The organism is Herbaspirillum sp. ST 5-3 (genome assembly GCF_004804275.1).
Lineage (GTDB): Bacteria > Pseudomonadota > Gammaproteobacteria > Burkholderiales > Burkholderiaceae_D > Noviherbaspirillum.
The window spans coordinates 376,268-397,708 of record NZ_STGI01000002.1 but is presented as its reverse complement, the minus strand read 5'-3'; the positions used below and the strand labels follow the sequence as shown (position 1 = coordinate 397,708).

Annotated in this window: 15 protein-coding genes; 6 read left to right on the top strand and 9 right to left on the bottom strand. The window is 60.8% G+C overall.

Annotation, left to right across the window (positions count from 1 at the left end; genetic code table 11):
* Positions 1 to 53 precede the first annotated feature (53 nt).
* From E6W33_RS05490 to E6W33_RS05465, 6 genes are all read left to right on the top strand, one after another.
* Complete coding sequence (locus E6W33_RS05490; protein ID WP_136415154.1) at positions 54 to 848, top strand: thymidylate synthase; 795 nt, start codon at positions 54 to 56, stop codon at positions 846 to 848.
* Positions 848 to 1,330 (top strand): dihydrofolate reductase, encoded by a 483-nt coding sequence (locus E6W33_RS05485; protein ID WP_136415151.1) that lies wholly within the window; start codon positions 848 to 850, stop codon positions 1,328 to 1,330. Before E6W33_RS05490 ends, E6W33_RS05485 begins: the two co-directional genes overlap by 1 nt.
* Before the next feature lie 8 nt (positions 1,331 to 1,338).
* Positions 1,339 to 1,908 (top strand): DUF4337 domain-containing protein, encoded by a 570-nt coding sequence (locus E6W33_RS05480; RefSeq protein ID WP_136415148.1) that lies wholly within the window; start codon positions 1,339 to 1,341, stop codon positions 1,906 to 1,908.
* A gap of 588 nt (positions 1,909 to 2,496) precedes the next feature.
* Positions 2,497 to 3,678 carry an SRPBCC family protein gene (locus tag E6W33_RS05475; RefSeq protein ID WP_168798539.1) on the top strand — a complete coding sequence of 394 codons (1,182 nt, stop codon included), beginning with the start codon at positions 2,497 to 2,499 and terminating at the stop codon, positions 3,676 to 3,678.
* Positions 3,679 to 3,762: 84 nt separating this feature from the next.
* Complete coding sequence (locus E6W33_RS05470; protein ID WP_136415144.1) at positions 3,763 to 5,112, top strand: erythromycin esterase family protein; 1,350 nt, start codon at positions 3,763 to 3,765, stop codon at positions 5,110 to 5,112.
* A 232-nt stretch (positions 5,113 to 5,344) separates the two neighbouring features.
* Positions 5,345 to 7,594: an arginine/lysine/ornithine decarboxylase gene (locus tag E6W33_RS05465; RefSeq protein ID WP_136415142.1), complete on the top strand. Its 2,250-nt coding sequence runs from the start codon at positions 5,345 to 5,347 to the stop codon at positions 7,592 to 7,594.
* Between the two features lie 474 nt (positions 7,595 to 8,068).
* Here E6W33_RS05465 and E6W33_RS05460 read toward each other — a convergent pair whose 3' ends face one another.
* The 9 genes from E6W33_RS05460 to E6W33_RS05420 form a co-directional block, all read right to left on the bottom strand.
* Positions 8,069 to 11,260, bottom strand: a complete 3,192-nt coding sequence (locus E6W33_RS05460; RefSeq protein ID WP_136415140.1) for an EAL domain-containing protein — start codon at positions 11,258 to 11,260, stop codon at positions 8,069 to 8,071.
* 9 nt (positions 11,261 to 11,269) lie between these two features.
* On the bottom strand, positions 11,270 to 12,340 hold the full coding sequence (gene cheB, locus E6W33_RS05455) for a chemotaxis-specific protein-glutamate methyltransferase CheB (RefSeq protein ID WP_136415138.1): 1,071 nt from the start codon (positions 12,338 to 12,340) through the stop codon (positions 11,270 to 11,272).
* 11 nt (positions 12,341 to 12,351) lie between these two features.
* Entirely contained in the window at positions 12,352 to 14,556 is a 2,205-nt protein-coding gene (locus E6W33_RS05450) for a response regulator (RefSeq protein WP_168798538.1), read from the bottom strand.
* Positions 14,557 to 14,604: 48 nt separating this feature from the next.
* Positions 14,605 to 16,239: a methyl-accepting chemotaxis protein gene (locus tag E6W33_RS05445; RefSeq protein ID WP_168798537.1), complete on the bottom strand. Its 1,635-nt coding sequence runs from the start codon at positions 16,237 to 16,239 to the stop codon at positions 14,605 to 14,607.
* Positions 16,240 to 16,276: 37 nt separating this feature from the next.
* On the bottom strand, positions 16,277 to 16,918 hold the full coding sequence (locus E6W33_RS05440) for a chemotaxis protein CheW (RefSeq protein WP_136415131.1): 642 nt from the start codon (positions 16,916 to 16,918) through the stop codon (positions 16,277 to 16,279).
* Entirely contained in the window at positions 16,915 to 18,303 is a 1,389-nt protein-coding gene (locus E6W33_RS05435) for a protein-glutamate O-methyltransferase CheR (protein ID WP_168798536.1), read from the bottom strand. Before E6W33_RS05435 ends, E6W33_RS05440 begins: the two co-directional genes overlap by 4 nt.
* Positions 18,290 to 18,751 carry a chemotaxis protein CheW gene (locus tag E6W33_RS05430; RefSeq protein ID WP_136415127.1) on the bottom strand — a complete coding sequence of 154 codons (462 nt, stop codon included), beginning with the start codon at positions 18,749 to 18,751 and terminating at the stop codon, positions 18,290 to 18,292. Before E6W33_RS05430 ends, E6W33_RS05435 begins: the two co-directional genes overlap by 14 nt.
* 389 nt (positions 18,752 to 19,140) lie before the next feature.
* Entirely contained in the window at positions 19,141 to 19,773 is a 633-nt protein-coding gene (locus tag E6W33_RS05425; RefSeq protein ID WP_136415125.1) for a response regulator transcription factor, read from the bottom strand.
* Positions 19,770 to 21,425 (bottom strand): PAS domain S-box protein, encoded by a 1,656-nt coding sequence (locus E6W33_RS05420; protein WP_136415123.1) that lies wholly within the window; start codon positions 21,423 to 21,425, stop codon positions 19,770 to 19,772. Before E6W33_RS05420 ends, E6W33_RS05425 begins: the two co-directional genes overlap by 4 nt.
* Positions 21,426 to 21,441: the final 16 nt, after the last annotated feature.

Genomic DNA, 21,441 nt, shown 5'->3' with positions numbered 1-21,441 from the left:
ACACGCTGCCGCCTTTTTACCCGTTAAAATAGCGCAACTCACGGAAAACACACATGCGCCAATACCTCGACTTCATGCGCCATGTTCAAGAACATGGCACCGAAAAAACCGACCGCACCGGCACCGGCACCCGCTCGGTGTTCGGCTATCAGATGCGTTTCGATCTGCAGCAGGGCTTCCCGCTGCTGACCACCAAGAAGCTGCATCTGAAGTCCATCATTCACGAGCTGATCTGGTTCCTGGCAGGATCGACCAACACCAAATACCTGAAAGACAACGGTGTCTCGATCTGGGACGAATGGGCCGATGCGGACGGCAACCTCGGCCCCATCTACGGCTATCAATGGCGCTCCTGGCCCACGCCGGACGGCAAGCACATCGACCAGATCGCGCAGGTGATGGATCAGATCAGGAACAATCCCGATTCACGCCGCATGATCGTCTCGGCATGGAACGTGGCCGACATTCCGCAGATGAAGCTGCCGCCCTGCCATGCGTTCTTCCAGTTCTACGTGGCCGATGGCAAATTGTCTTGCCAGTTGTACCAGCGCAGTGCCGACATTTTCCTCGGCGTGCCCTTCAATATCGCGTCCTATGCATTGCTCACCCACATGGTGGCGGAGCAGACCGGCCTGCAGCCCGGCGAATTCATCTGGACCGGCGGCGATTGCCATTTGTATTCGAACCACATGGAACAGGTGAAGGAACAGTTGTCGCGCACGCCTTATGCGCTGCCGAAGCTGCTCATCAAGCGCAAGCCGGATTCGATCTTCGATTACAAGTACGAGGATTTCGAGATCACGGATTACCAGGCGCATCCGCATATCAAGGCGCCGGTGGCGGTGTAATGGCGCACTTGACCATCGTCGTCGCCACCGACGCACAACGTGGCATTGGCATCAACAATTCCCTGCCCTGGCGCCTGCCGGAAGACATGGCGCATTTCAAGCGCACGACCACGGGGCATCCCGTCATCATGGGTCGCAAGACCTTCGAGTCGATCGGACGCCCCCTGCCCAACCGGCGCAATATCGTCATCACTCGCAACGCCGCATGGCGGCATGAGGGCGTCGAGGCGGTGACGTCGCTCGATGCGGCGATCGAGCTGGTCGGCGACGCGGAAGCCTGCATCATCGGCGGCGCGCAGATCTATCGGGAAGCCTTGCCGCGCACCGACCGCCTGGTGGTTACCGAAATTGCCAGGACCTTCGAGTGTGATGCATTTTTCCCGGCGATCGATCCAAAACAGTGGAAAGAAGTCGCGCGTGAGAAGTATCATTCCGATCCAAACGGATTCGACTACGCATTCGTTACTTACCAGAGAATCTAGGAGAGGCAATGTCAGGACACGGTTTTCATGTGCATGGCCCGCATGACCATGAAGTGGAACATGCCGCACACGGCGGCGACAGTTTTTCCAGCAAGATCGCGGTGACCACGGCGATACTCGCGACGGTTGGCGCGGTCTTCGGTTATCAGGCCGGCGCGACGCAGAACAACGCGGCGCTCTTCAAGAATAACGCGGCGATCAAGAAGACCGAAGCGTCCAATCAGTGGAATTATTATCAGGCCAAGTCCAACAAGCAGAATCTGGCGGAACTGGCGATGAGCCTGCCCGGCGTCGATACCGAAAAATACAAGTCGGAAGTCGAACGCTACAAGAAGGAAAAGGCCGACATCAAGGCCGATGCCGAGAAGCTGGAAGCGGTCTCGCACGACTGGGACAAGCAATCGGACGAGCAGATGCACCAGCATCATCGCTGGGCACAGGCAATGACCGCGGAACAGATCGCGATTTCGCTGGCTGCAATTACGCTCCTGACCCGCAAGAAGTGGCTGGAATATGCCTCCTACGGTGTGGCAGGCGTGGGCATCGCGCTTGGCGTGATGGCCTGGCTGCACTTCTGATCCGGGGCACCATGCCCTGAGCCAACGCAACACCTGGCCGTCGACTTGCGCAAAGCCGGCGGCCTTCCCCCACCTCTCCCCTGCCGTTCCGCATCAACGCCTCCCGCCGCATGCGCAAACTCGCCGAATGCGTGCAACGTTTATGCATATGTCATGTCCAACTGTTTGGATGTTTCCCGATTCTATCTCGATCGATCTTGTTGATTGGTTGCCAGTTTTCAGCGCATGACACCCACTGGAAGACAGGCACGGAAAGGGCGGCATGGCAGGCGCAGTGAACGAAATCGGCAGTATCGCTTCTGGCTCCGCCCCGATGGCAGACATGCTCTCCACGAATTTTCCGCCAGCCGCGCAAGACCAGCATGCCGCGTCGATTCCGGCTTTACTCCGTACTCCCACATGCTTAACTCTCGGCAATCCAATCCAGGCTGAATGCAAGTGATGATCATTTCGGGAACATCAAGCCGTATGAATGGCTCTGGTATGGGGCCGCCCAGGAATCGTGAGCAATGCCTGCCAAGGTGTGATTCGTTCCGCTCCGACAGGCTTGTGCCACGCACCGTCAATACTTGAACAAAGGAGATGGATATGGATCAGCAATCAAGCAAGGGTCAGTCATTGGCATTCTGGGTCGCGGGCGCCGCACTTGGCGCAGTCGCGATGTATCTGGCGGATCCTGATCGCGGCAGGCGCCGCCGTGCGTTGGCCTCCGACAAGATGCGCAGCGTGGCAACCAAGACCAGCGGGGCGATCGATGTCGCATCGCGCGATCTCAACAATCGGATACAGGGTTGGCGCGCGCAGGCAGGCCGCCTGTTCTCGCAACGCACTCAAGCCGGCGACGACGAAACACTGGTGGCGCGCGTTCGCAAGGAAATCGGCCGTGTCGTATCGCATCCACGCGCGGTCAAGGTCAATGCGCAGAACGGCTGCATTACCTTACATGGCCCTGTCCTTGCGAGTGAAAAGCAGCAATTGCTCGATTGTGTAAAGTCGGTGGCGGGCGTCAACGAAGTGCAGGACTATCTGGATGTGCATGAAAGCGGAGCAGGAATTCCCAGCCTGCAAGGCGAAGGCAAGTTGCGTCGTGCCGGCGCATCCATCATGCAGGAAACCTGGCCGCCTGCCTTGCGCGCAGTGGGTACGGTCGGCGGCAGCGCGCTCGGCCTGTACGGGCTGGTTCGCCGCTCGCCGGTTGGCGCCGCGGCAGCCGCGATCGGACTCGGCTTGCTGGCACGCAGTATCAGCAACCGTCCGTTCACCCGCATGATGAGCGCAGGCAAGCAGGCCGTCGATCTGCACAAGACCATCTATATTCAGGCTTCGCCCGAAACCGTGTTCGATACGTGGGCCCGCTACGAGAACTTCCCGCGCTTCATGTCCAACGTGCAGGAAGTGCGCGATCTGGGCAATGGACGCTCGCACTGGATCGTGAGCGGACCGGCCGGCACGCAGATCGAATGGGACGCGGTCATCACCGACTCGCATCGCCCGGAACGCCTGGCATGGCGCAGCGAGCCGGACGCGACCGTACAGAATACCGGCACGGTGCATTTCGAACCGGAAGGCGATGGCACGCGGGTCAGTGTGCACATGGTTTACAGTCCGCCTGCCGGAACGCTGGGCCATGCCGCCGCCTCGCTGTTCAACGGCAATCCGAAACGGCAGATGGATGAGGATCTGATGCGCATGAAGTCCTTCATCGAGAGCGGCATTGCGCCACGCGATGCCGCGCAGCCTGCATCGCACATGGGTGCCATCGTGCATTGAACGTGAGCAGCGCGAAGAGCGCCTGAAACCGCTTTCCGGAGAAGCGGTTTCAGGCATGTCCAACCACTCCGATCCGGATGAGCCATGACAACCGCTACCAATTCTCCACTCAGCGTGTCGATTGCTTCGGCTGCGCATCTGCTGAACGGGTCAAGCAACGATTACGATCCCTTGATGGACTTGATTGGCGATGCACGTTTCGTGCTGCTGGGCGAAGCGACCCATGGCACGCACGAGTTTTATCGGGAGCGCGCTGAAATTACCAAGCGCCTGATCCTCGAAAAGAACTTCGATGCCGTTGCCGTCGAGGCAGACTGGCCCGATGCCTATCGCGTCAATCGTTACGTGCGCGGACGCGGCGACGATGCTGACGCCGAACGCGCATTGTCGGGCTTCGAACGCTTTCCCACCTGGATGTGGCGCAATACCGATGTGCTCGGCTTCATCGAATGGCTGCGCGCGCATAACGACGCCTTGCCGTCGCAAGCGCCGCGCGCCGGATTTTACGGGCTCGACCTGTACAGCATGTTCGCCTCGATGAACGAGGTGCTGCGCTACCTCGACAAGGTGGATCCGGAGGCCGCCGCGCGCGCCCGCGCCCGCTATGCCTGCTTCGATCATTATCATCAAGACAGCCAGCGTTACGGATATGCGACGAGCTTCGGCATGTCGCCCTCCTGCGAAGAACAGGTGCTCGCCCAACTGCATGACCTGCGCTCGAGAGCGCTCGAGTTTCGCGATGCCGACGACCAGCTTGCGGCGGACGAGTTCTTCTACGCGGAACAGAACGCGCGCCTGGTCAGGAACGCCGAAAAGTACTATCGCACCATGTTCCAGGGCCGGATCTCATCCTGGAACATGCGCGATTTGCATATGGCAGACACCTTGCAGGCGCTCGCGGCGCATTTATCCAGGCCCGGCAAGGCCGCCAAAATCGTCGTGTGGGAGCACAATTCCCACATTGGCGATGCACGGGCGACCGAAATCGGCTACCAGGGCGAATGGAACGTCGGCCAATTGGCGCGCGAACGCTACCATGACGACGCGGTGCTGATCGGATTTACCACTTATCAGGGCACCGTGACGGCCGCCTCCGACTGGGACGGCCCGGCCGAGCAGAAGCAGGTCCGACCGGCCCTGCCCGGCAGCTACGAGGAAGCCTTTCACCGTACCGCCTTGTCGCGCTTCATGCTGCCTCTGCGCATCAATCATGTCGAAACCCGTGTGTTGCCGTCCAGCGCTCTCCTGGAACGGGCGATCGGCGTCATCTATGCCCCGAATACCGAGCGGCAGAGCCACTACTTCTACGCGCATCTGGCCCATCAATTCGACGCGGTGTTGCACTTCGATGAAACCCACGCCGTGCAGGCGCTGGCGCAGGGCGCCCACGAGCAATCCGGCGAAGCGCCGGAAACCTACCCGGTCGGCATATAGGTGCCAAGTGCGAAGCGATTGGCCGGGAAAGACAGCTGATGGGACCGATGCCCCGGCAAACCACAGGCGCAAAGTTATCAAAATGGCACGCGGCCGGCGAATCTGCTCGCTTTGGCCTCGTTTTTCCCCACGCAATCCCCATATCTGCGAAAATTCGTTTTTTCGGCGCGCAAGCGGTTGTTGCCACGACTGACCCAGGCGTCTCCCTGTCATCTGTCCTTTTGGAGACCTCATGAAATTCCGCTTCCCCATCGTCATCATCGACGAAGACTTCCGCTCCGAGAACACATCGGGTCTGGGCATCCGTGCGCTGGCACAAGCAATGGAAAGCGAAGGCATGGAAGTGGTCGGCGTGACCAGCTATGTCGACCTGTCGCAGTTCGCGCAGCAGCAATCGCGCGCCTCCGCCTTCATCCTGTCGATCGATGACGAGGAGTTCGGCGGCGGCAGCTCGGAAGAAACCGAGCATGCGCTCCGATCGCTGCGCGCCTTCGTCGAAGAGATTCGCCACAAGAACGCCGACATCCCGATTTACCTCTACGGTGAAACACGTACCTCGCGCCATATCCCCAACGACATCCTGCGCGAGCTGCACGGCTTCATTCACATGTTTGAAGACACGCCGGAATTCGTTGCGCGCCACATCATCCGCGAAGCACGCTCCTACCTCGACGGACTGGCACCGCCCTTCTTCCGTGCGCTGGTCCATTACGCCAAGGACGGTTCCTACTCGTGGCATTGCCCCGGCCACTCGGGCGGCGTGGCATTCCTGAAGTCGCCGATCGGGCAGATGTTCCACCAGTTCTTCGGCGAGAACATGCTGCGCGCCGACGTCTGCAACGCGGTGGAAGAACTGGGCCAGCTGCTCGACCATACCGGCCCGGTCGCCGCGTCGGAACGCAATGCCGCGCGCATTTTCAATGCCGATCACTGCTATTTCGTCACCAACGGCACCTCGACTTCCAACAAGATGGTCTGGCACTCGACGGTCGGTCCCGGCGATATCGTCGTGGTCGATCGCAACTGCCACAAGTCGATCCTGCACTCGATCATCATGACCGGCGCGATTCCGGTGTTTCTGATGCCGACGCGCAACCACCTCGGCATCATCGGCCCGATCCCGCTGGAGGAATTCAGGATCGAAAACATCATGAAGAAGATCGAGGCCAATCCCTTCGCCCGCGAAGCGAAAAACAAGAAGCCGCGCATCCTGACCATTACGCAATCGACCTACGACGGCGTGGTCTACAACGTCGAAACCATCAAGGACATGCTGGACGGCGAGATCGACACTCTGCACTTCGACGAGGCATGGCTGCCGCACGCGACCTTCCATGAGTTCTACAAGGACATGCACGCGATCGGCAAGGACCGCCCGCGCGCCAAGGAATCGCTGATTTTCTCGACGCAATCCACGCACAAGCTGCTGGCCGGCCTGTCGCAGGCGTCGCAGATCCTGGTGCGCGACTCGCAGACGGTGAAGCTCGACCAGGACATGTTCAACGAAGCCTACCTGATGCACACCTCCACCTCGCCGCAATACGCGATCATCGCCTCCTGCGACGTGGCCGCCGCCATGATGGAGCCGCCGGGCGGCACCGCGCTGGTCGAGGAAAGCATCCTGGAAGCGCTCGACTTCCGCCGCGCGATGCGCAAGGTGGATCAGGAGTGGGGACAGGACTGGTGGTTCCAAGTCTGGGGACCGGACACTTTTGCCGAAGAAGGCATCGGCTCGCGCGAAGACTGGATCATCCGCGCCGAAGACAACTGGCACGGCTTCGGCAAGCTGGCGACGGGCTTCAACATGCTCGACCCGATCAAGGCCACGATCGTCACACCGGGCTTGTCGCTGGACGGCAAGTTCGGCGAGACCGGCATACCGGCGTCGATCGTCACCAAATACCTGGCCGAGCATGGCGTCATTGTCGAAAAAGCCGGCCTGTATTCGTTCTTCATCATGTTCACCATCGGCATCACCAAGGGCCGCTGGAACACGCTGCTGACGGCGCTGCAGCAATTCAAGGACGACTACGACAAGAACCAGCCGATCTGGCGCATCCTGCCGGAGTTCGCCGCGGCCAATCCGCGTTACGAGCGCATCGGCCTGCGCGACCTGTGCCAGAACATCCACGACATGTACAAGATCTACGACGTGGCGCGCCTGACCACGGAGATGTATCTGTCCGACATGCAGCCGGCAATGAAGCCGTCGGATGCGTTTGCGAAGATGGCGCATCGCGAGATCGAGCGCGTTGCGATCGACGAACTGGAAGGCCGCGTCACCGCGATCCTGCTGACACCGTATCCGCCCGGCATTCCTCTGCTGATTCCGGGCGAGCGCTTCAACAAGACCATCGTCGACTACCTGAAGTTCGCGCGCGACTTCAACGAGAAGTTCCCCGGCTTCGAGACCGATGTCCACGGTCTCGTGACGCGGGAAGTCAACGGCAAGCGCGGTTACTACGTCGACTGCGTGAGGTAAACTTCATCGGGCGCAGCGCGGGTGAAACCGCACTGCGCCCGCATTCAAGTGACGTGAATTGTCACCAGGGGTGTCCACAAGTGCCCGTACCCCCGCGCGCACTGCCAAACTCTGTCAGTACCTGCCGAATTTCCCCTTGGCATCGGACTTGCGTTCCCTGTTTTTACATTTGGCAACATCTCTCGCAATTATGAAACAGTCATTCAGAGTGTTTCCGTGCATCATCATTAAACAATAACAACACGCAATGAGACGCAGGAAAGCCGCGGCGATTTGATCCACGCGTGCTCATGGCAAGCCGAGTTTCGAACATGCGATGAATTTCCCGATGCGACGGGGATTCATTGCATGACAAGTCCAATTCAAATCTGTTTCCAGGCTCCTTAGGGTGGGCTGCGTCTCCGTGGAGGAGATGTTTGGGTTGGGGGCAGCGTGCGTGAAGTACAAGTGGCCGTATCGCAAATACGCTACCCCTTATCCTCCCTCTTCCTGCAAAGGAAGAGGGATTTTTTTTGCCCTCGACTCAAACTCGCCAAGCGCAGCACCAAGGGCCGCAAGTAGTTCCGCCGCCTTCCAGGGTTTGGAGACAATCCCGAAGATGCCATTGATCTCTCCGAGCGAGCGCCGATCGTCATCATGCATCGACATCATGCGGACGACGGACGGATACATCTGGCTTGCCCGTGCCAGAAATTCGACCCCGTCCATGTCCCGGATGCGGCGATCGCAGAGAACGGCGCCGACTTCCTCGGCAGCGAGCACTTCAAAGGCTTGCGCCGCGCTGCCGGACTGGAACACGGTGAATCCCGCGCGCGTCATCGCGTCCCGCATCGCCGCCGCAAGGTCTGCCTCGCCGCTGACGATCAACACTGTGCGCCTGTACGGACGGCGTTCAAGGGTATCCAGCGCCAGCGACTTGTTTTCACTGAACATGCTTGCGGCGCTGGCCGCATCCACCGGCCTGCTGAAGAAGTAACCCTGGATTTCATCGCAACCGTGCTGCGCCAGCAGCGCAAGTTGACCCTCGGTTTCCACTCCTTCGGCAATCACCGTCAGACGCAGGCTGTGCGCCATGGCGATCATCGCATGCGAAATGGACAGGTCATCCGGGTCGGAGATCAGGTCGCGGACAAATGACTGGTCGAGCTTGAGCTTGTCGACCGGGAACCGCTTCAGGTAATTCAGGTTCGAGTAGCCGGTCCCGAAGTCGTCAATCGCCAGCAGCACGCCCATTTCCTTGAGCGTGCGCAGGATCTGGATGGTGCTCTCCGGATCCTCCATGGATACCGTCTCGGTCAGTTCGAGTTCGATGAGGCTCGGATCCACGCCTGTCTGCTCGAGGATGCTCTTGACCGTATCGGCAATGTTCATGGAAAACTGTTTGGCCGAGAGATTGACCGCGATCGGCACTGGCGGCAAGCCCGCCTGCTGCCAGGCGCGAATCTGCTCGCATGCCGTGCGCAGCACCCATGCGCCGATCGGCAGAATGAGTCCGGTATCCTCGGTGAGACCGATGAATCGCCCCGGCGGAACCAGTCCGAATTTCGGCTGCTGCCATCTCAGCAGCGCCTCGAATCCGACAATCTTCCCTGTCTTCAGACTGACCTGCGGCTGATAGTGGAGCAGGAATTCGTCGCGCTCCAGCGCATGGCGCAGCGCATTTTCCAGCTTGAAGCGCTCGCTCGCTTCACGGTTGAGTTCCGGCCGGTAGAATTCGCACCGCTCCGTCCTGCTGGTCAATGCGCGGCGCATGGCCGCCTCCGCACCCTGCGACAGCGTGTCGTACTCCTCGCCATCATTCGGGAAAATGGTGATTCCGATATGCGCGTCAATGTGCACATCCTGCTGTTCGAATTGAAACGGCGCGCTCATCGCGGCGAGGATCTGCCGCGCCACGACGGACAGATCCTGCGGCTCGGCGCGTACGGCGATTGCTGCGAAACTGGTGTCGCCGTAGCGCGCGATACTGTCGTCCGCCGACGCCCATTCCTTGAGACGTCGCGTGATCTGCAGCAGCAAGTCTTGCTCGGCGCGGATTCCCAAGCTCTCGCGGATCAGCGTGAGCCGATCGAAGTGGATGACCAGGAACCCCATGACCTTCCTGGTCGCCGACACGCGCTCCTGCCAGAACCTGACACGATCCCTGAGCAGAATGCGATTGGGCAGCCCCGTGAAGGTGTCGAAGTTGCTGAGATAGCGCACTCTTTCCTCGGCCAGCCGAAGCTCGGTGACATCGATGCCATTGCCGAGAAAATACTCGACACTGCCATCGGCATTCTTGAGGAAGGTGGTCGACCAGATGATATTGCGGCGGCTGCCGTCGCGCGCAATCCAGTCGCCCTGGATTTGCGCCGGCAACTTCGTGATGTCGAGACTGCCGAAGATCGACTTGACCACTTTCGCGCGCTCCGGATCGAGAAAGAGCTCCCAGTAAGGGCGCCCCTGCACCTCTTCCGCTTTCCATCCGAGCGTCTGTTCGCAGGCGGGATTGAACATCACGATGCGGCCGGCAAGGTCGACCAGGAAGACCAGCGCGCCGGTCGTGTTGACCACGGCGGACAGCAGATTGCGTTCCGCCTGCAATGCTTCGGTGCGTTCCTTGACCAGCGCTTCCATGTGCGCATACAGATTCGCCCGTTCCAGCGCGATGGCGATCTGGTTGCCGACCGTGTCGAGCACGCGCAGGTCTTCTTCGCTCACTGCGCTCGTGTCGACGATGAGAAGATTCATCACGCCCAGTGTGCGGTCGCCGACGGCCAGCGGCACGCTGACGTGCCCGCCTCCGCTCGGATAAGCGACAGGATCCTGGCGCAACATCGCGCAATCCTCGATGACCTGCGGCACGTGAAAATCTCCTGTCAGCAGTCTGCTGCGACAGGCACAGTCTATCGTCTCCTCTGCCACTTGAGCGGCAGTGCCGAAATCCTGCGCAGCGACACAACGGAATCCGCCATCGGCATCGAGCAGAAGAACGCAGCCGCCGATCACGCCCGGCAGGTCGAGCGCGCGTTCCAGCGCCATCTCGGCAACCGCCTTTTCGGTGATGGTCGGATTCAGCGCTTCCGCGATCCGGTACAAGCCGTGCAGGGACTGGTAAGAATGCGCAATCTGGCTCTGCTGCAGGCGCAGCTCTTCCGTCATCTGTATCGCTTCCTCATACGTCGAGATGAGGAGGTCGAAAATCTGCTGACGCTCGGCCGTGACGAAATGCGTTTGCCCGCCGAGATTGATCTTCATGCCCAGTTCGACCCGGTCGTTGCTGCGCAATGCGCGATTGGCGAGGATGAAGCGGATCCGGCCGAGCAAGTATTTTCCGTCGAGCGGCTTGCGAATGAAATTGTCAGCGCCGCAGTCGAGGCCTTTGATCACGTCATACAGGCTGGTCAGTGCAGTCAGGAGAATGACCGGCACATCCTTCAGTCCGCTGTCCTTCTTGATCTCCTGGCACATCGCGAAGCCATCCATCTCGGGCATTGCGATATCGCTCACCACCAGTGTCGGCTTGACCGCCCGCGCCTGCGCCAGGCCTTCGCGCCCGTTCCCGGCGACGCGAACGCGGTATCCGGCAGTTTCCAGCAGATGCGCAATTTGACCCGCCTGTGTTTCACTGTCCTCGACAACCAGAATGTCGGCGGGCAATTCGTTCTGGACAACGATGTGATTCATTCTTTTCCTTCAAATACCGGTATAAGGCGAATTCGAGGGCAACTCCCTGCCCAACGCATGTAATAGTTTTCCGATCTCCACCGGATCCAGGATCAGCGATGCCGCGTCCTGTTTGATGGCCTCGCCCGGCATCCCGTACACGGCTGCGGTGGCGCGGTCCTGCACGATCGTGATCGCGCCCTTGTCCTTGAGCTGGCGCAACTCCTGTGCGCCATCCTTGCCCATGCCGGTCAGCAGCACGGCGACCGTTCCGCGGCAGAGGTCCTTGTGGATCGACCGGAACAAATGCGACACCGACGGGCGCATTCCATGCTCGGGGCGACCGGACGACAATTCAACCTGCAGGCTCCGGCCGATGGCCATTTGAAAGCGGTCGGGCGCGAGATAGGCCCGGCCACCGACCAGGTGCTCCCCATGCGTTGCGAGCGCGACCTTGATGCCGCTTGCGGAAGACAGCCAATCCGCGAATCCGTCGACAAAGCCCGAGGCCATGTGCTGCACGATGACAATCGGCAGCGGATAATCGGCGGGCAACTGGGCGAGGATGTCGCGCAACACGGCAGGTCCGCCGGTGGACGCGCCGAGCAGCACCAGCTTGCACTGCCTCTTCCGCGGTTCGGCGATCGCCGTGCCGACGCTTTCATTTTTCACGGCGGGATCCCGCGACCAGCGACGCACCACTTTCACCTCGGCCATCGATTTCACCGTACGAATCAGCGCATTAGAGGTCTGGTTGTGCATCGCATTGCCGATACCGAAGGGACGCTGCACCATGACCAGCGCGCCGGCTTCGATGGCGCGGAAGCTCATGCCTACTTCCTCCGGATCCACGCTGCCGCTGACGATGACGATGGGCGTCGGGCAGGTCTGCATGATCTTGCGCGTTGCCTCAAAGCCGTCGAGCTTCGGCATGTGCAGATCCATGGTGATGACATGCGGCTTTTTCTGCTGCGCCATCCGCACCGCTTCTTCGCCATCCTCAGCGCATCCGACGATGTCGATCTCAGGGTCCGAGCCGAGGATGTACACCAGCAGCTCGCGCACCGAAGGGGAATCGTCCGCCACCAAAACGCGTATCATCGTCCTTCCTTTCAAATCAGACGCCGGATCGTCGCCAGCAGGCTGTCCTGATCGAATGCGCCCTTCACCACATAGGCGTCGGCGCCGGCCCGCAAGCCGCGTTCCTTTTCCTCGGACGACTGCAGCGATGTCACGAGAATCACCGGCAACTCCTCGGTCTTCGGATTGGCGCGAACTTGCGCAGTGAGCTCAAGCCCATCCATCTGCGGCATTTCGACGTCGCTGACGACCGCATCAAAATTCCCCTGGCGCAGCTTCGACAAGGCATCCAGGCCGTCAATCGCCGTTTCCGCCAGATAACCGGCGCCCTCCAGGATGTGCTTCAGCAGCAGGCGCGAGGTAATGGAATCCTCGACCACGAGAATCCGCTTCGCGACCCACGCCTCGCTTTGCACCCGGCCCGCAGATGCAGCGTCATTGCCCGTCAATCCATGTGCGCCAATATCTTCGAGCCGGAGTATGGGTACCAGGCTGCCATCGCCCAACTGCGTCGCGCCGGCAATGAAACGGACGCGCCGCAACTGCTTGCCCAAACCCTTGGGCAACACTTCCTGCTCGGAGAGAATCTCGTCGACGAGCAATGCAAACAGGTTTCCTCCGGCACGTGCGATCAGCGCTATGTTTTCACCGCCGGCTGACCCAGCCGCAGGACGCTCCAGACCCAGCAACTGCCCGAGCCGGATCACAGGCACGACGCTCTCGCGCACCAGCAGGGTTTCGCGGCTCTCGATCGTCCGAATGTCGTCCTCTTTGAGAGCGCGCACCGACTCGATGCCGGACAGCGCGAGGACAAATTGCGCGCCCCTGCTACGCAATATCAGGCCACGCAAAGTCGCCAGCCGCACCGGCAGCAGCAATTCGAAGGAACATCCCTCGCCGGGGCGACTGTCGATCAACAGTTCGCCACCGAGCGAAGCGACTTTTTCCGCGACGATGGCCAGACCTACGCCGCGGCCGGATACATGAGTCACTTCGCGGCTGGTGGAAACGCCAGCATGCAGCGCCAGCTGGAGCTTTTGCCGGTCGCTCAAACCGGCCAGTTGTTCGGCGCTCAGCTTGCCGCGGCCGGTTGCGGCCTTGATGATCGCTTCGACGTCAATCCCGGCGCCATCGTCGCTAAGCGTGAATGCAACCCGATTGTCGCTGCATTGCGCCACCGTTATGCGAATCGCGCCCGCCGCCGGCTTGCCCGCCGCAAGGCGTGTCTCGGCGGCTTCAATGCCGTGGTCGACCGCGTTCGTCACGAGATGGATCATGACCTCTCGTATCGTGTCGAGAATGCGGCGGTCCATGCGTGTGCTCTCTCCCTGCATGTGCAGAACCGCTTCCTTGCCCCGGCTTCGCGCGAGATTCCGGACCAGGCCCGGAAGCTGCTCCAGAGCGGATGCGCATGGCACCAGTGCGGTTTCCAGCGTCGCATCCAGCAGCCGCGAGCGGATCATCGCAAAGTCGCGCTGCGTCCTGCCGATAGCGTTCGCCACGCGCCGGCATTGCAGTTCGAAGTCCTCGCGCACCTTGTCGGTCCTGCTTGCCTTGCTCTCGCCGGCCGCGCCCTTTGATCGCATTCCCGATCGTGCGGAACGCGCCGGCCGGTGCAATACGGAGTCGACAGGACGCAGACGCGCGGTGTATTCGGCCATGCTGTCGGCAAGAGCAACCAGATCCGCGACATGTTGCTGCAATCCCAGCTCTACCGAGAGCAAGGCTTCGGTCTGATAACGGATGGCGTCGAGGTTCTGTCCCTCGACCTTGATGACATTGGTGCGGACGGCCTGCGGCGCCGGTTCGTCATCCTCCTCCGGCGAGCGTTGCGCAGCATCCGATGCTATCGGCGCGCTGCGTTCGCCGGCGTCAAGTTGCGCACTCAGGCTGTTCAGCCGCTGCGCGAGCGCGCCGGCAAGATTGCGCGCCCTGTCCGACGGTTCGTTCGTCAGGGTCCGGGCCAGGCCACAGGCTTGATGGACAAGGTCGAACTGTCCGGCGGCAAGCCCGTCGTCCGTGGTGCGCATCGCCGAGAAAACGTTTTCCATCGCGTGGCAGAGCGTCTCGAGATCGGTCAGATCGACCGCGCGCGCCGCGCCCTTGAGGGTGTGCAGCCTTTTCAGGATGCGCTCCACCTGTTCCAGCGACGGCGCTTCGCCCTTCTGCTCCAGAAGCACGACTTGCGAGACGATGTCCTGCAGATGCTCTTCCGCCTCGACACGGAAAGTCTGCATCAATTTCTGCAGAAACGCGTTCTTCGGATCCGGCATGATCTGATCGCACTAGAACTTGAAGCGCTCGCTCACCTGTTTGAGTTTCTGGCCTAGCTCATGCAGGTTCTGGGCAGAGGCATCGGATTGCCTGGCGCCGGCCGCGTTCTCGGCGCTGGCCTGCTTGATGTTTTCCATTGCCATGGCAACCTGGTCCATCCCGGCGAGCTGTTGCTGGCTGGACGCCGCGATCTGTGCCGCCGCCTGGGCCGCATCGGAAATGCTCTGCGCGAGGCTCCTGATCGCATTGCCCGCCTCGGTGGTCTGCTCGACGCCGCCGGCAACCGTCCTTGATCCCTGCTCGGTCGTCATGACCGCCGCACTGATCGCCTTCTGGATGTCGCTCAGAATCACGCGCACCTGCCTGGTAGCCTGCTTCGACTGGTCCGCCAGGTCCTTGACCTCTTGCGCCACGACCGCAAACCCCTTGCCCTGCTCGCCGGCCTTGGCGGCTTCGATCGCCGCATTGACTGCCAGCAGGTTGGACTGTTCGGCCAGGCCGCCCACGGTGGCGATGATTTCGGCGATGGCCTGGCTGCGCTCGCTCAGGCGCACGATGGTCTCCGCAATGGATTCCATCTGGTCCTGAATGTTTTCCATGCCCTCCATGCCGCCTTCGACAGCCTTGCGGCCGGCATCCGCGGTCTGCACCGCTCTTTGCGCGGCGTCCGACACGGTGCGCGCCTTCTGGCTCGCCAGCAGCGCGGTCTGTTTCACCTCTTCCACGGTTGCCGTGGTTTCGCTGACCGCAGCCGCCGTTTCCGTCGCCCCCGCCGATGCCTGCATGGTGCTGGCGAGAATCTCGCTGGCGGCAGCGCTCAGCGTGACAATGCCTCCGCTGATCTCTTTCAGCGTCTGCTTCCAGTTATCCACCATCAGGTCGAGCGCGCCCAGCAACTGGCCGACTTCATCCTTGCCGCCAGATGTCGGCACGCTCACCGTCAAATCACCGCCGGCGATCCTCTGCGCGACAGTGGTGGCCTGCTTCAGCGGCATGGCGATCAGTCGGTCCAGCCAGAGCACAAGCGCCAGTCCAAGAACGATCGCAACGAGATTGGCAACGATCAGTGTTGTCTGCGCGGTATCGACCAGCGCTTCAGATTCCCGCATACGCTTCTCCGCTTCGGCAATCTGTTCCTCGCCCATCTGGTCGGCCAGGTCGCGAAATGCCTGAAAAGATTGCTGCAAGGGCCCGAGGATGATCGACGCCGCCTGCTCGCGTTTTCCGGCTTTCATTGCGGGAAACACGTCGCGATTGCGGTCTTCGATGAGATTCCGGCGCAAGCCGACAAGCTTGTCGAGTTTTTGCGCAAAGACGGGATCTTTCAGCTTGTGCGCGGCGAGCTTCTTGATCAAAGCATCAAATGCCGCGCCTTCCTGTTCGAGCTTCAGCCGCTGCCTGGCTTGTTCTTCTGCATCCCCGATCACGAGCGACAATAGCGCGACGCGCTCGCGGTTCAGCGTGGTGCGCAAGGCCATCAGTTCAAGCGAAATCGACAAATCTTCCTGGAACAACTCGCGTTGCGACTCCTTCAGATGCGCTGTGTCGCGATACGCGATCGTGCTGACTGTCGCCAGCAGAGCAATCAACAGCCCAAAGCCGAGCAACAGTTTCGCACGCGTACTGAGATCCAGAATCGTTTTCATCGCCCCTCCAATTTCCACCGTTTTATCTGTCTTGTCGTCAGCGCATGTCGACCACCAGGCGCGCATCGGACAGAAGCTGTTCCGCATCCAGCACCGCGACACGATCGGCGGTCACACCCTTGAGATAATTCGTTTGCTTGCTGCCCATGGTCGGCAAGGCATGCTGCAGCGTCCCCTCCGAAACCTGCTCCATTCCGGCGATCTCTTCGGCGAGCACGCAAAATTCCATTGCGTCGTTCTTCAGGACGATGATTGCGGTCGGATCCGTCAGACTGGAAAGCGAGAGATCGAGCAAAGAACGCAGATCGATCACCGACAGCACTTCCCCCTCGATGGCCACGATGCCGACCACGTAATCAGGCGCGCCGGGAACTGCTGCGACAGGCGGCACCGGACAGGCTTGCGCGACATACGCAGCGTCGAACGCGTACTTCTCGCCAGCTAACTGAAAGACCAGGATATCGATGCGATCGCCTGCAAGCGTGTCTGCCTTCGACGGCAGCACGGGTTTGGCCAGCGCGACGGCGCGTTCGCGCAGAATCCTTTCCAGCTCCATGGAATCAAGGGGATTGCCTGCGCCAATGTTGTCTATCGCATTGCGCATTTCCTCCAGGCGACGATGAATGCCAGCCCAGTCAATCGCGCCTGCGCGACGGAGTGCCAGGGTTTTGCGCGTCATGCGCTCCCCTTCCCGATGTAGGCGCACACCGAATCCAGCAAGCTGGCGACAGTGAGGCCGTCGGATCCCGGCACCACGTCGCCGCTGCGCAGACTGCTGAGCATTTCCCTGGCCGTTTCAAAATGCCGGACCGCATCCCTCGGCCTGTTGCGTGCCATTTGCAGAACACCCAGCAGGTAATGCGCGAGGATGAAATCGGGCTTGAGGTAAATCACGCGCTTCAGGCTCTGCAAGGCGTCGCGCTGTGCGCCCGCCTCTATCGCAATCAATGCCTTGGCCTGGTAGAGCTCCACGCTGAACGGATTGTTGTTGATCGACTGGTCGAGGCAATGCATGGCGGCATCGACCTTGCCCTCGGATGCAAGCGTGCGCGCCCGTGCAGCGGCGTCGGTTGCGACTTCCCGTGCAGAATCCTTGCGCGCGGGCGGTCGGATCCTCGCGGATGCCGGCTCCGCGTGCACGGGCGCAGCGCAATCCAACTGCGCGTCGGAGGGCGACACGGTCGGCAATGCCCATTTTTCCGGCGCGCTTTGGCTGGAAGCGCCGGTTTTCTGAAAGTAGATCGCATCCGGCAAATAGACGGGGGAAAATCCGCTGAACATGTCGGAAGACGCCTCGCTCGGACTGACAATCAGCCAGCCGCCATCGACCAGGCATTTCCGGAAGCGCTCGATGACCCGTCGGGCCTGCAATTTCGAGAAATACATCAGAACGTTGCGGCAAAAGATGATGTCCATTTCCTGCGTCTGCGTCGCCGCTGACGGATACCCCGGATCGGTCAGGTTCAGCGCCGCGAAGCGCACCATGTTCCTGATCGAAGCGTCGAGCCGGAACCGGTTCTCGTCTTCCTCCCGGAACCAGCGCGGCTGCGGCAGCTCGCCGGCCTTGCGAAACGACCACTGACGATAAATGCCGTCGCGGGCAATTTGCAGGTTGATGCCGTTGAGATCGGTGCCCAGGATGAAAATCCGGCGTGGATCCAATTGAGGCAAGCCCTGTTTGAGCGCCATGGCGATGGAGTATGGCTCCTCGCCAGTGCAGCATCCGGCGCTCCAGATGCGCAGGCGCGCATCGTCCTCGGCCATTTTCTCCCTTGCGTAATCGCAGACCAGATCGAACGCGCGCGGTTCCCTGAAAAAATAAGTCTCGCCGACCGTCAGATGTCGCGCGCACATTTCGTATTTCGCGTCATCCCATGGATCGGCAAGAAGCCAGTCAATGCAATCCTTCTCGCATACGAAACCTGCGGAAGCCGCCATCGCACGCATGGCGTTGATCAGGTCGCGTCGTTTCGGCGCTGGGAAGGACAGGCCGATCTCGGCTTCGATCCTTGCTGCAAGCCGGTTGAGAAGCAGCGGCGTGGCCGCGCTTTCAATGATCGTCATGCCGCACCTTCTCCAATGCATCGCCAAGAAGGCTTTTCTCTTCATCAAACAGGAATTGTTCCGGATCAATGATGACGCACAATCCGTCGTCGAGCCGGGCTACCGCCTCGACGAAATCCCCTGCTGCGAACCGTTCGGGCAGTACGGTCGCCCCGCTCAGGTCGCGTTCGATGACGCCATTCACCTTGTCGACCACGAAACCGACCGGAAAGTCACTGAGGTCCGACACGAGCAGGAATTGCGACGAATCAATGCCGGAAAAAGGAACGCCGATGCGGCGGTTGAAATTGATGACCGCGAGGATTTCGCCTCCCAGGTTAAGTGCACCGAGGACGATATCGGGTGCTCCGGGAAGCGGCGTCGGCATCACGCCGGGAACGACGCGTCGCACACAATCAAGGGGCATTGCGAAACGATGGCCTCGACATTCGAATTCAATCAATTTCATCGCAAGCTCCCATGCATCGAATCGGGCGATGAATACAACCGGGCCATCGCAAAATCATCACATCCATCTTCCGGAAATACCCGGCCACCTTGCCCGTCGATATGCATGCATATGCATTGCAGTCGGACGATGCTCCCTATGCAGCAAATTCGGTCGAACCCGCGCGAAAAAAATTTCCCCCGGTATTTAAAAAACGATGCGTATCCGGCGCGCCGCACTGAATTGATCATAGTGGATAGTTCTGCATGACAACATCAGGCGTTGGCTGACTGTTGTTGTCGCAAGGTGTGCGCCATCGTGTCGCAAATTTAACGACACGAAGACGAAAAAACAGGAATGAGACGGAGGCCGCGACCGTCCGCCCTTGCCTAGGGGGAGCGGAAGGAAAACTACTCGACGAGGCCGTGTTTTACGGCATAGCGGATCAGTGACGCGTTCGAGGACAATCCCATCTTCTTGAAGATGCGAAGGCGATAGGTATTGACCGAGCTGATGCTGATCGACAGTTCTGCGGCGATCTGCTTGATCTGCTTGCCTGAGGCAATCAATGAAGCGACCTGCAGTTCGCGATCGGTCAGGCTTTCGTGCAGGGCTGCGTCGTGCGGCTCGCGCACTTCCAGCGCCAGTAGTTCCGCCAGGCGCGGGCTGACATAGCTGCCGCCGGACATGACCTTGCGGATTGCCTTGATCAATTCCTCGGCCGCCATGGCCTTGGTGATGTAGCCAGCGGCGCCAGCCTTCAACGCCCTGATCGCAAAGCGCTCCTCGGGATGCATGCTCAGGATAAGCACCGGCATGTCTGGAAACCGGCGACGCACTTCCGCCAGCCCTTCCAGTCCGTCATATCCCGGAAGACCGATGTCCAGGATCGCAATGTCCGGAGCATGCTGCGCGGCGAGCGCGAGGATGCCATCGACATCGCCGGCTTCGCCCACGACCCGCATGTCCCTGGAGGAGCGGATGATCTTCTTGATGCCTTCTCGAATGAGTTCGTGATCGTCAGCGATGATGATTCGTATCATGTGCGATTTCCCCCCTGCGTATCGTGCGCGGCACCCATGGGAATCCGGGCCGAGACCAGCGTACCGCCATTGCGCAGCGGCCCCAACAGCAGACGCCCCTCGACCAGCGCGGCGCGCTCGCGCATGCCGATGATGCCGATCGAATGGGCGCTGCGTACGCGCTGGCGGGAAATGCCGGAGCCGTCATCGCGCACGCGAAGCAGCATGTTGCGCCCCCGGGGCATGACACTGATCCAGACCTGGCCTGCATTGGCGTGCCGCAGTACATTGGTCATCGCCTCCAGAAAGATCCGGAACAGCGCAGTCGCCGCTACGCCTTGCGGCTCCGGCAAGTCTGCTGGAAGCGTGACATGGCAAGTGATCCTGGTGCGCCGCTCGAAATCGCGAGCATGCCATTCAACGGCTGCATACAAGCCCTGCTCCTCGAGTTCCACCGCGCGCAGTTCGGTCGCGATCTGGCGAACCAGCAGGATCGCCTTGTCCAGCGTGCCGCGGGCGGAGCGAAGTTCGGTTGAAACCTTGCGCCGGGAAAGCACCGTGTCGCGGCGGCGGATATCGTCCTCAAGCAGCTTGATATCGATTTTTGCCGCGGAAAGGATCTGGCCCAGTTGATCATGCACTTCGCGGGCAAGGGCGGCCCGCTCCGTTTCGCGTACCGATTGCAGCCTGTCATACAGGACGCGCAATTCATTGCGTGACACGAGCAGTTCACGCTCTGTGCGCTTGCGGTCGGTGATGTCCTGCGCGATCTTGACGAAATAGCGCGGGCGGCGCTGTTCGTCATCGATGACCGACACGAAATTATTGACCCAGATGACCCAGCCATCCCTGCGCAGATAGCGCATTTCCAGCTCAAAGGATGCGCGCTCGCCGCGCAATAACTGCTGAAGCAGCACCTCCTTGCGCGTGAAATCGTCGGGATCGGCCAGGTCCTGCATCGAGCGGCCGATCAGTTCGCTTTCACCATATCCGACCAGACGCTGGTAGGCCGGATTGGCGCGCACGAAGCGTCCGTCGAGATCAGTGATCGCAATGGCGCCGGGCGCCCTGTCGAAAACAGCGGAAAGCAGCTTGCTGGCCGTCTGCAAGGCTTGCGTGCGGCTTGCCACCTTGCGCCGCTCCGCGCCGACCGCTTCGGCATGCGCCACGGCCGTCGCGATATGCGCAGCCACCAGTTCGAGAAACATGCGGTAGGTGGTGTCGAAAGGCTGGTCGGGATTGATGCCGACGACGAGCACTCCGCGCGGCTGCGACTGACCCGGCAACAGGAATGGCAGGGCAAGCGCCTGCTCTCTCTCCGCGCAACCATCGCAGGACGCGGTCTCGCCGCAGATCGCACGCGCACGGAACAACTGCGGCTCCGAGGTACGCACAGCGCGCGCGACGGGGTGCTCATCGTCGCCGTCGCTGGCATGCAAGGGGATGGAAATTGCTTGTGCGCCGGGCAAGCCGGAGCAAAATGCCGGCTCGCCAAGACGGCCGCCGGCGTCGGCCAGGAAAAGCACGGCGAACGGAATGTCGCGCTGATTGCGCGACAGCGCCTCGCGGATCAGGCCGAAGCAGTCGTCCAGCCGGTTCCCGAGCGAAATCCGTTTCGTCAGGTCGCTCAGGGTGCGCAGCCGGCGCTCGTTGATGGCGCTTTCGGAAGTCATGTGCGAAACCGGACGG

Bases quoted from the DNA above. Each gene is read 5' to 3' on its own strand.
- E6W33_RS05430 (WP_136415127.1), bottom strand. From the start codon at position 18,751: ATGAAATTGATTGAATTCGAATGTCGAGGCCATCGTTTCGCAATGCCC.
- E6W33_RS05425 (WP_136415125.1), bottom strand. From the start codon at position 19,773: ATGATACGAATCATCATCGCTGACGATCACGAACTCATTCGAGAAGGC.
- E6W33_RS05490 (WP_136415154.1), top strand. From the start codon at position 54: ATGCGCCAATACCTCGACTTCATGCGCCATGTTCAAGAACATGGCACC.
- E6W33_RS05450 (WP_168798538.1), bottom strand. From the start codon at position 14,556: ATGCAGACTTTCCGTGTCGAGGCGGAAGAGCATCTGCAGGACATCGTC.
- E6W33_RS05480 (WP_136415148.1), top strand. From the start codon at position 1,339: ATGTCAGGACACGGTTTTCATGTGCATGGCCCGCATGACCATGAAGTG.
- E6W33_RS05475 (WP_168798539.1), top strand. From the start codon at position 2,497: ATGGATCAGCAATCAAGCAAGGGTCAGTCATTGGCATTCTGGGTCGCG.
- E6W33_RS05445 (WP_168798537.1), bottom strand. From the start codon at position 16,239: ATGAAAACGATTCTGGATCTCAGTACGCGTGCGAAACTGTTGCTCGGC.
- E6W33_RS05435 (WP_168798536.1), bottom strand. From the start codon at position 18,303: ATGACGATCATTGAAAGCGCGGCCACGCCGCTGCTTCTCAACCGGCTT.
- cheB (WP_136415138.1), bottom strand. From the start codon at position 12,340: ATGATACGCGTTTTGGTGGCGGACGATTCCCCTTCGGTGCGCGAGCTG.
- E6W33_RS05470 (WP_136415144.1), top strand. From the start codon at position 3,763: ATGACAACCGCTACCAATTCTCCACTCAGCGTGTCGATTGCTTCGGCT.
- E6W33_RS05440 (WP_136415131.1), bottom strand. From the start codon at position 16,918: ATGACGCGCAAAACCCTGGCACTCCGTCGCGCAGGCGCGATTGACTGG.
- E6W33_RS05460 (WP_136415140.1), bottom strand. From the start codon at position 11,260: ATGAATCACATCGTTGTCCAGAACGAATTGCCCGCCGACATTCTGGTT.
- E6W33_RS05465 (WP_136415142.1), top strand. From the start codon at position 5,345: ATGAAATTCCGCTTCCCCATCGTCATCATCGACGAAGACTTCCGCTCC.
- E6W33_RS05485 (WP_136415151.1), top strand. From the start codon at position 848: ATGGCGCACTTGACCATCGTCGTCGCCACCGACGCACAACGTGGCATT.
- E6W33_RS05420 (WP_136415123.1), bottom strand. From the start codon at position 21,425: ATGACTTCCGAAAGCGCCATCAACGAGCGCCGGCTGCGCACCCTGAGC.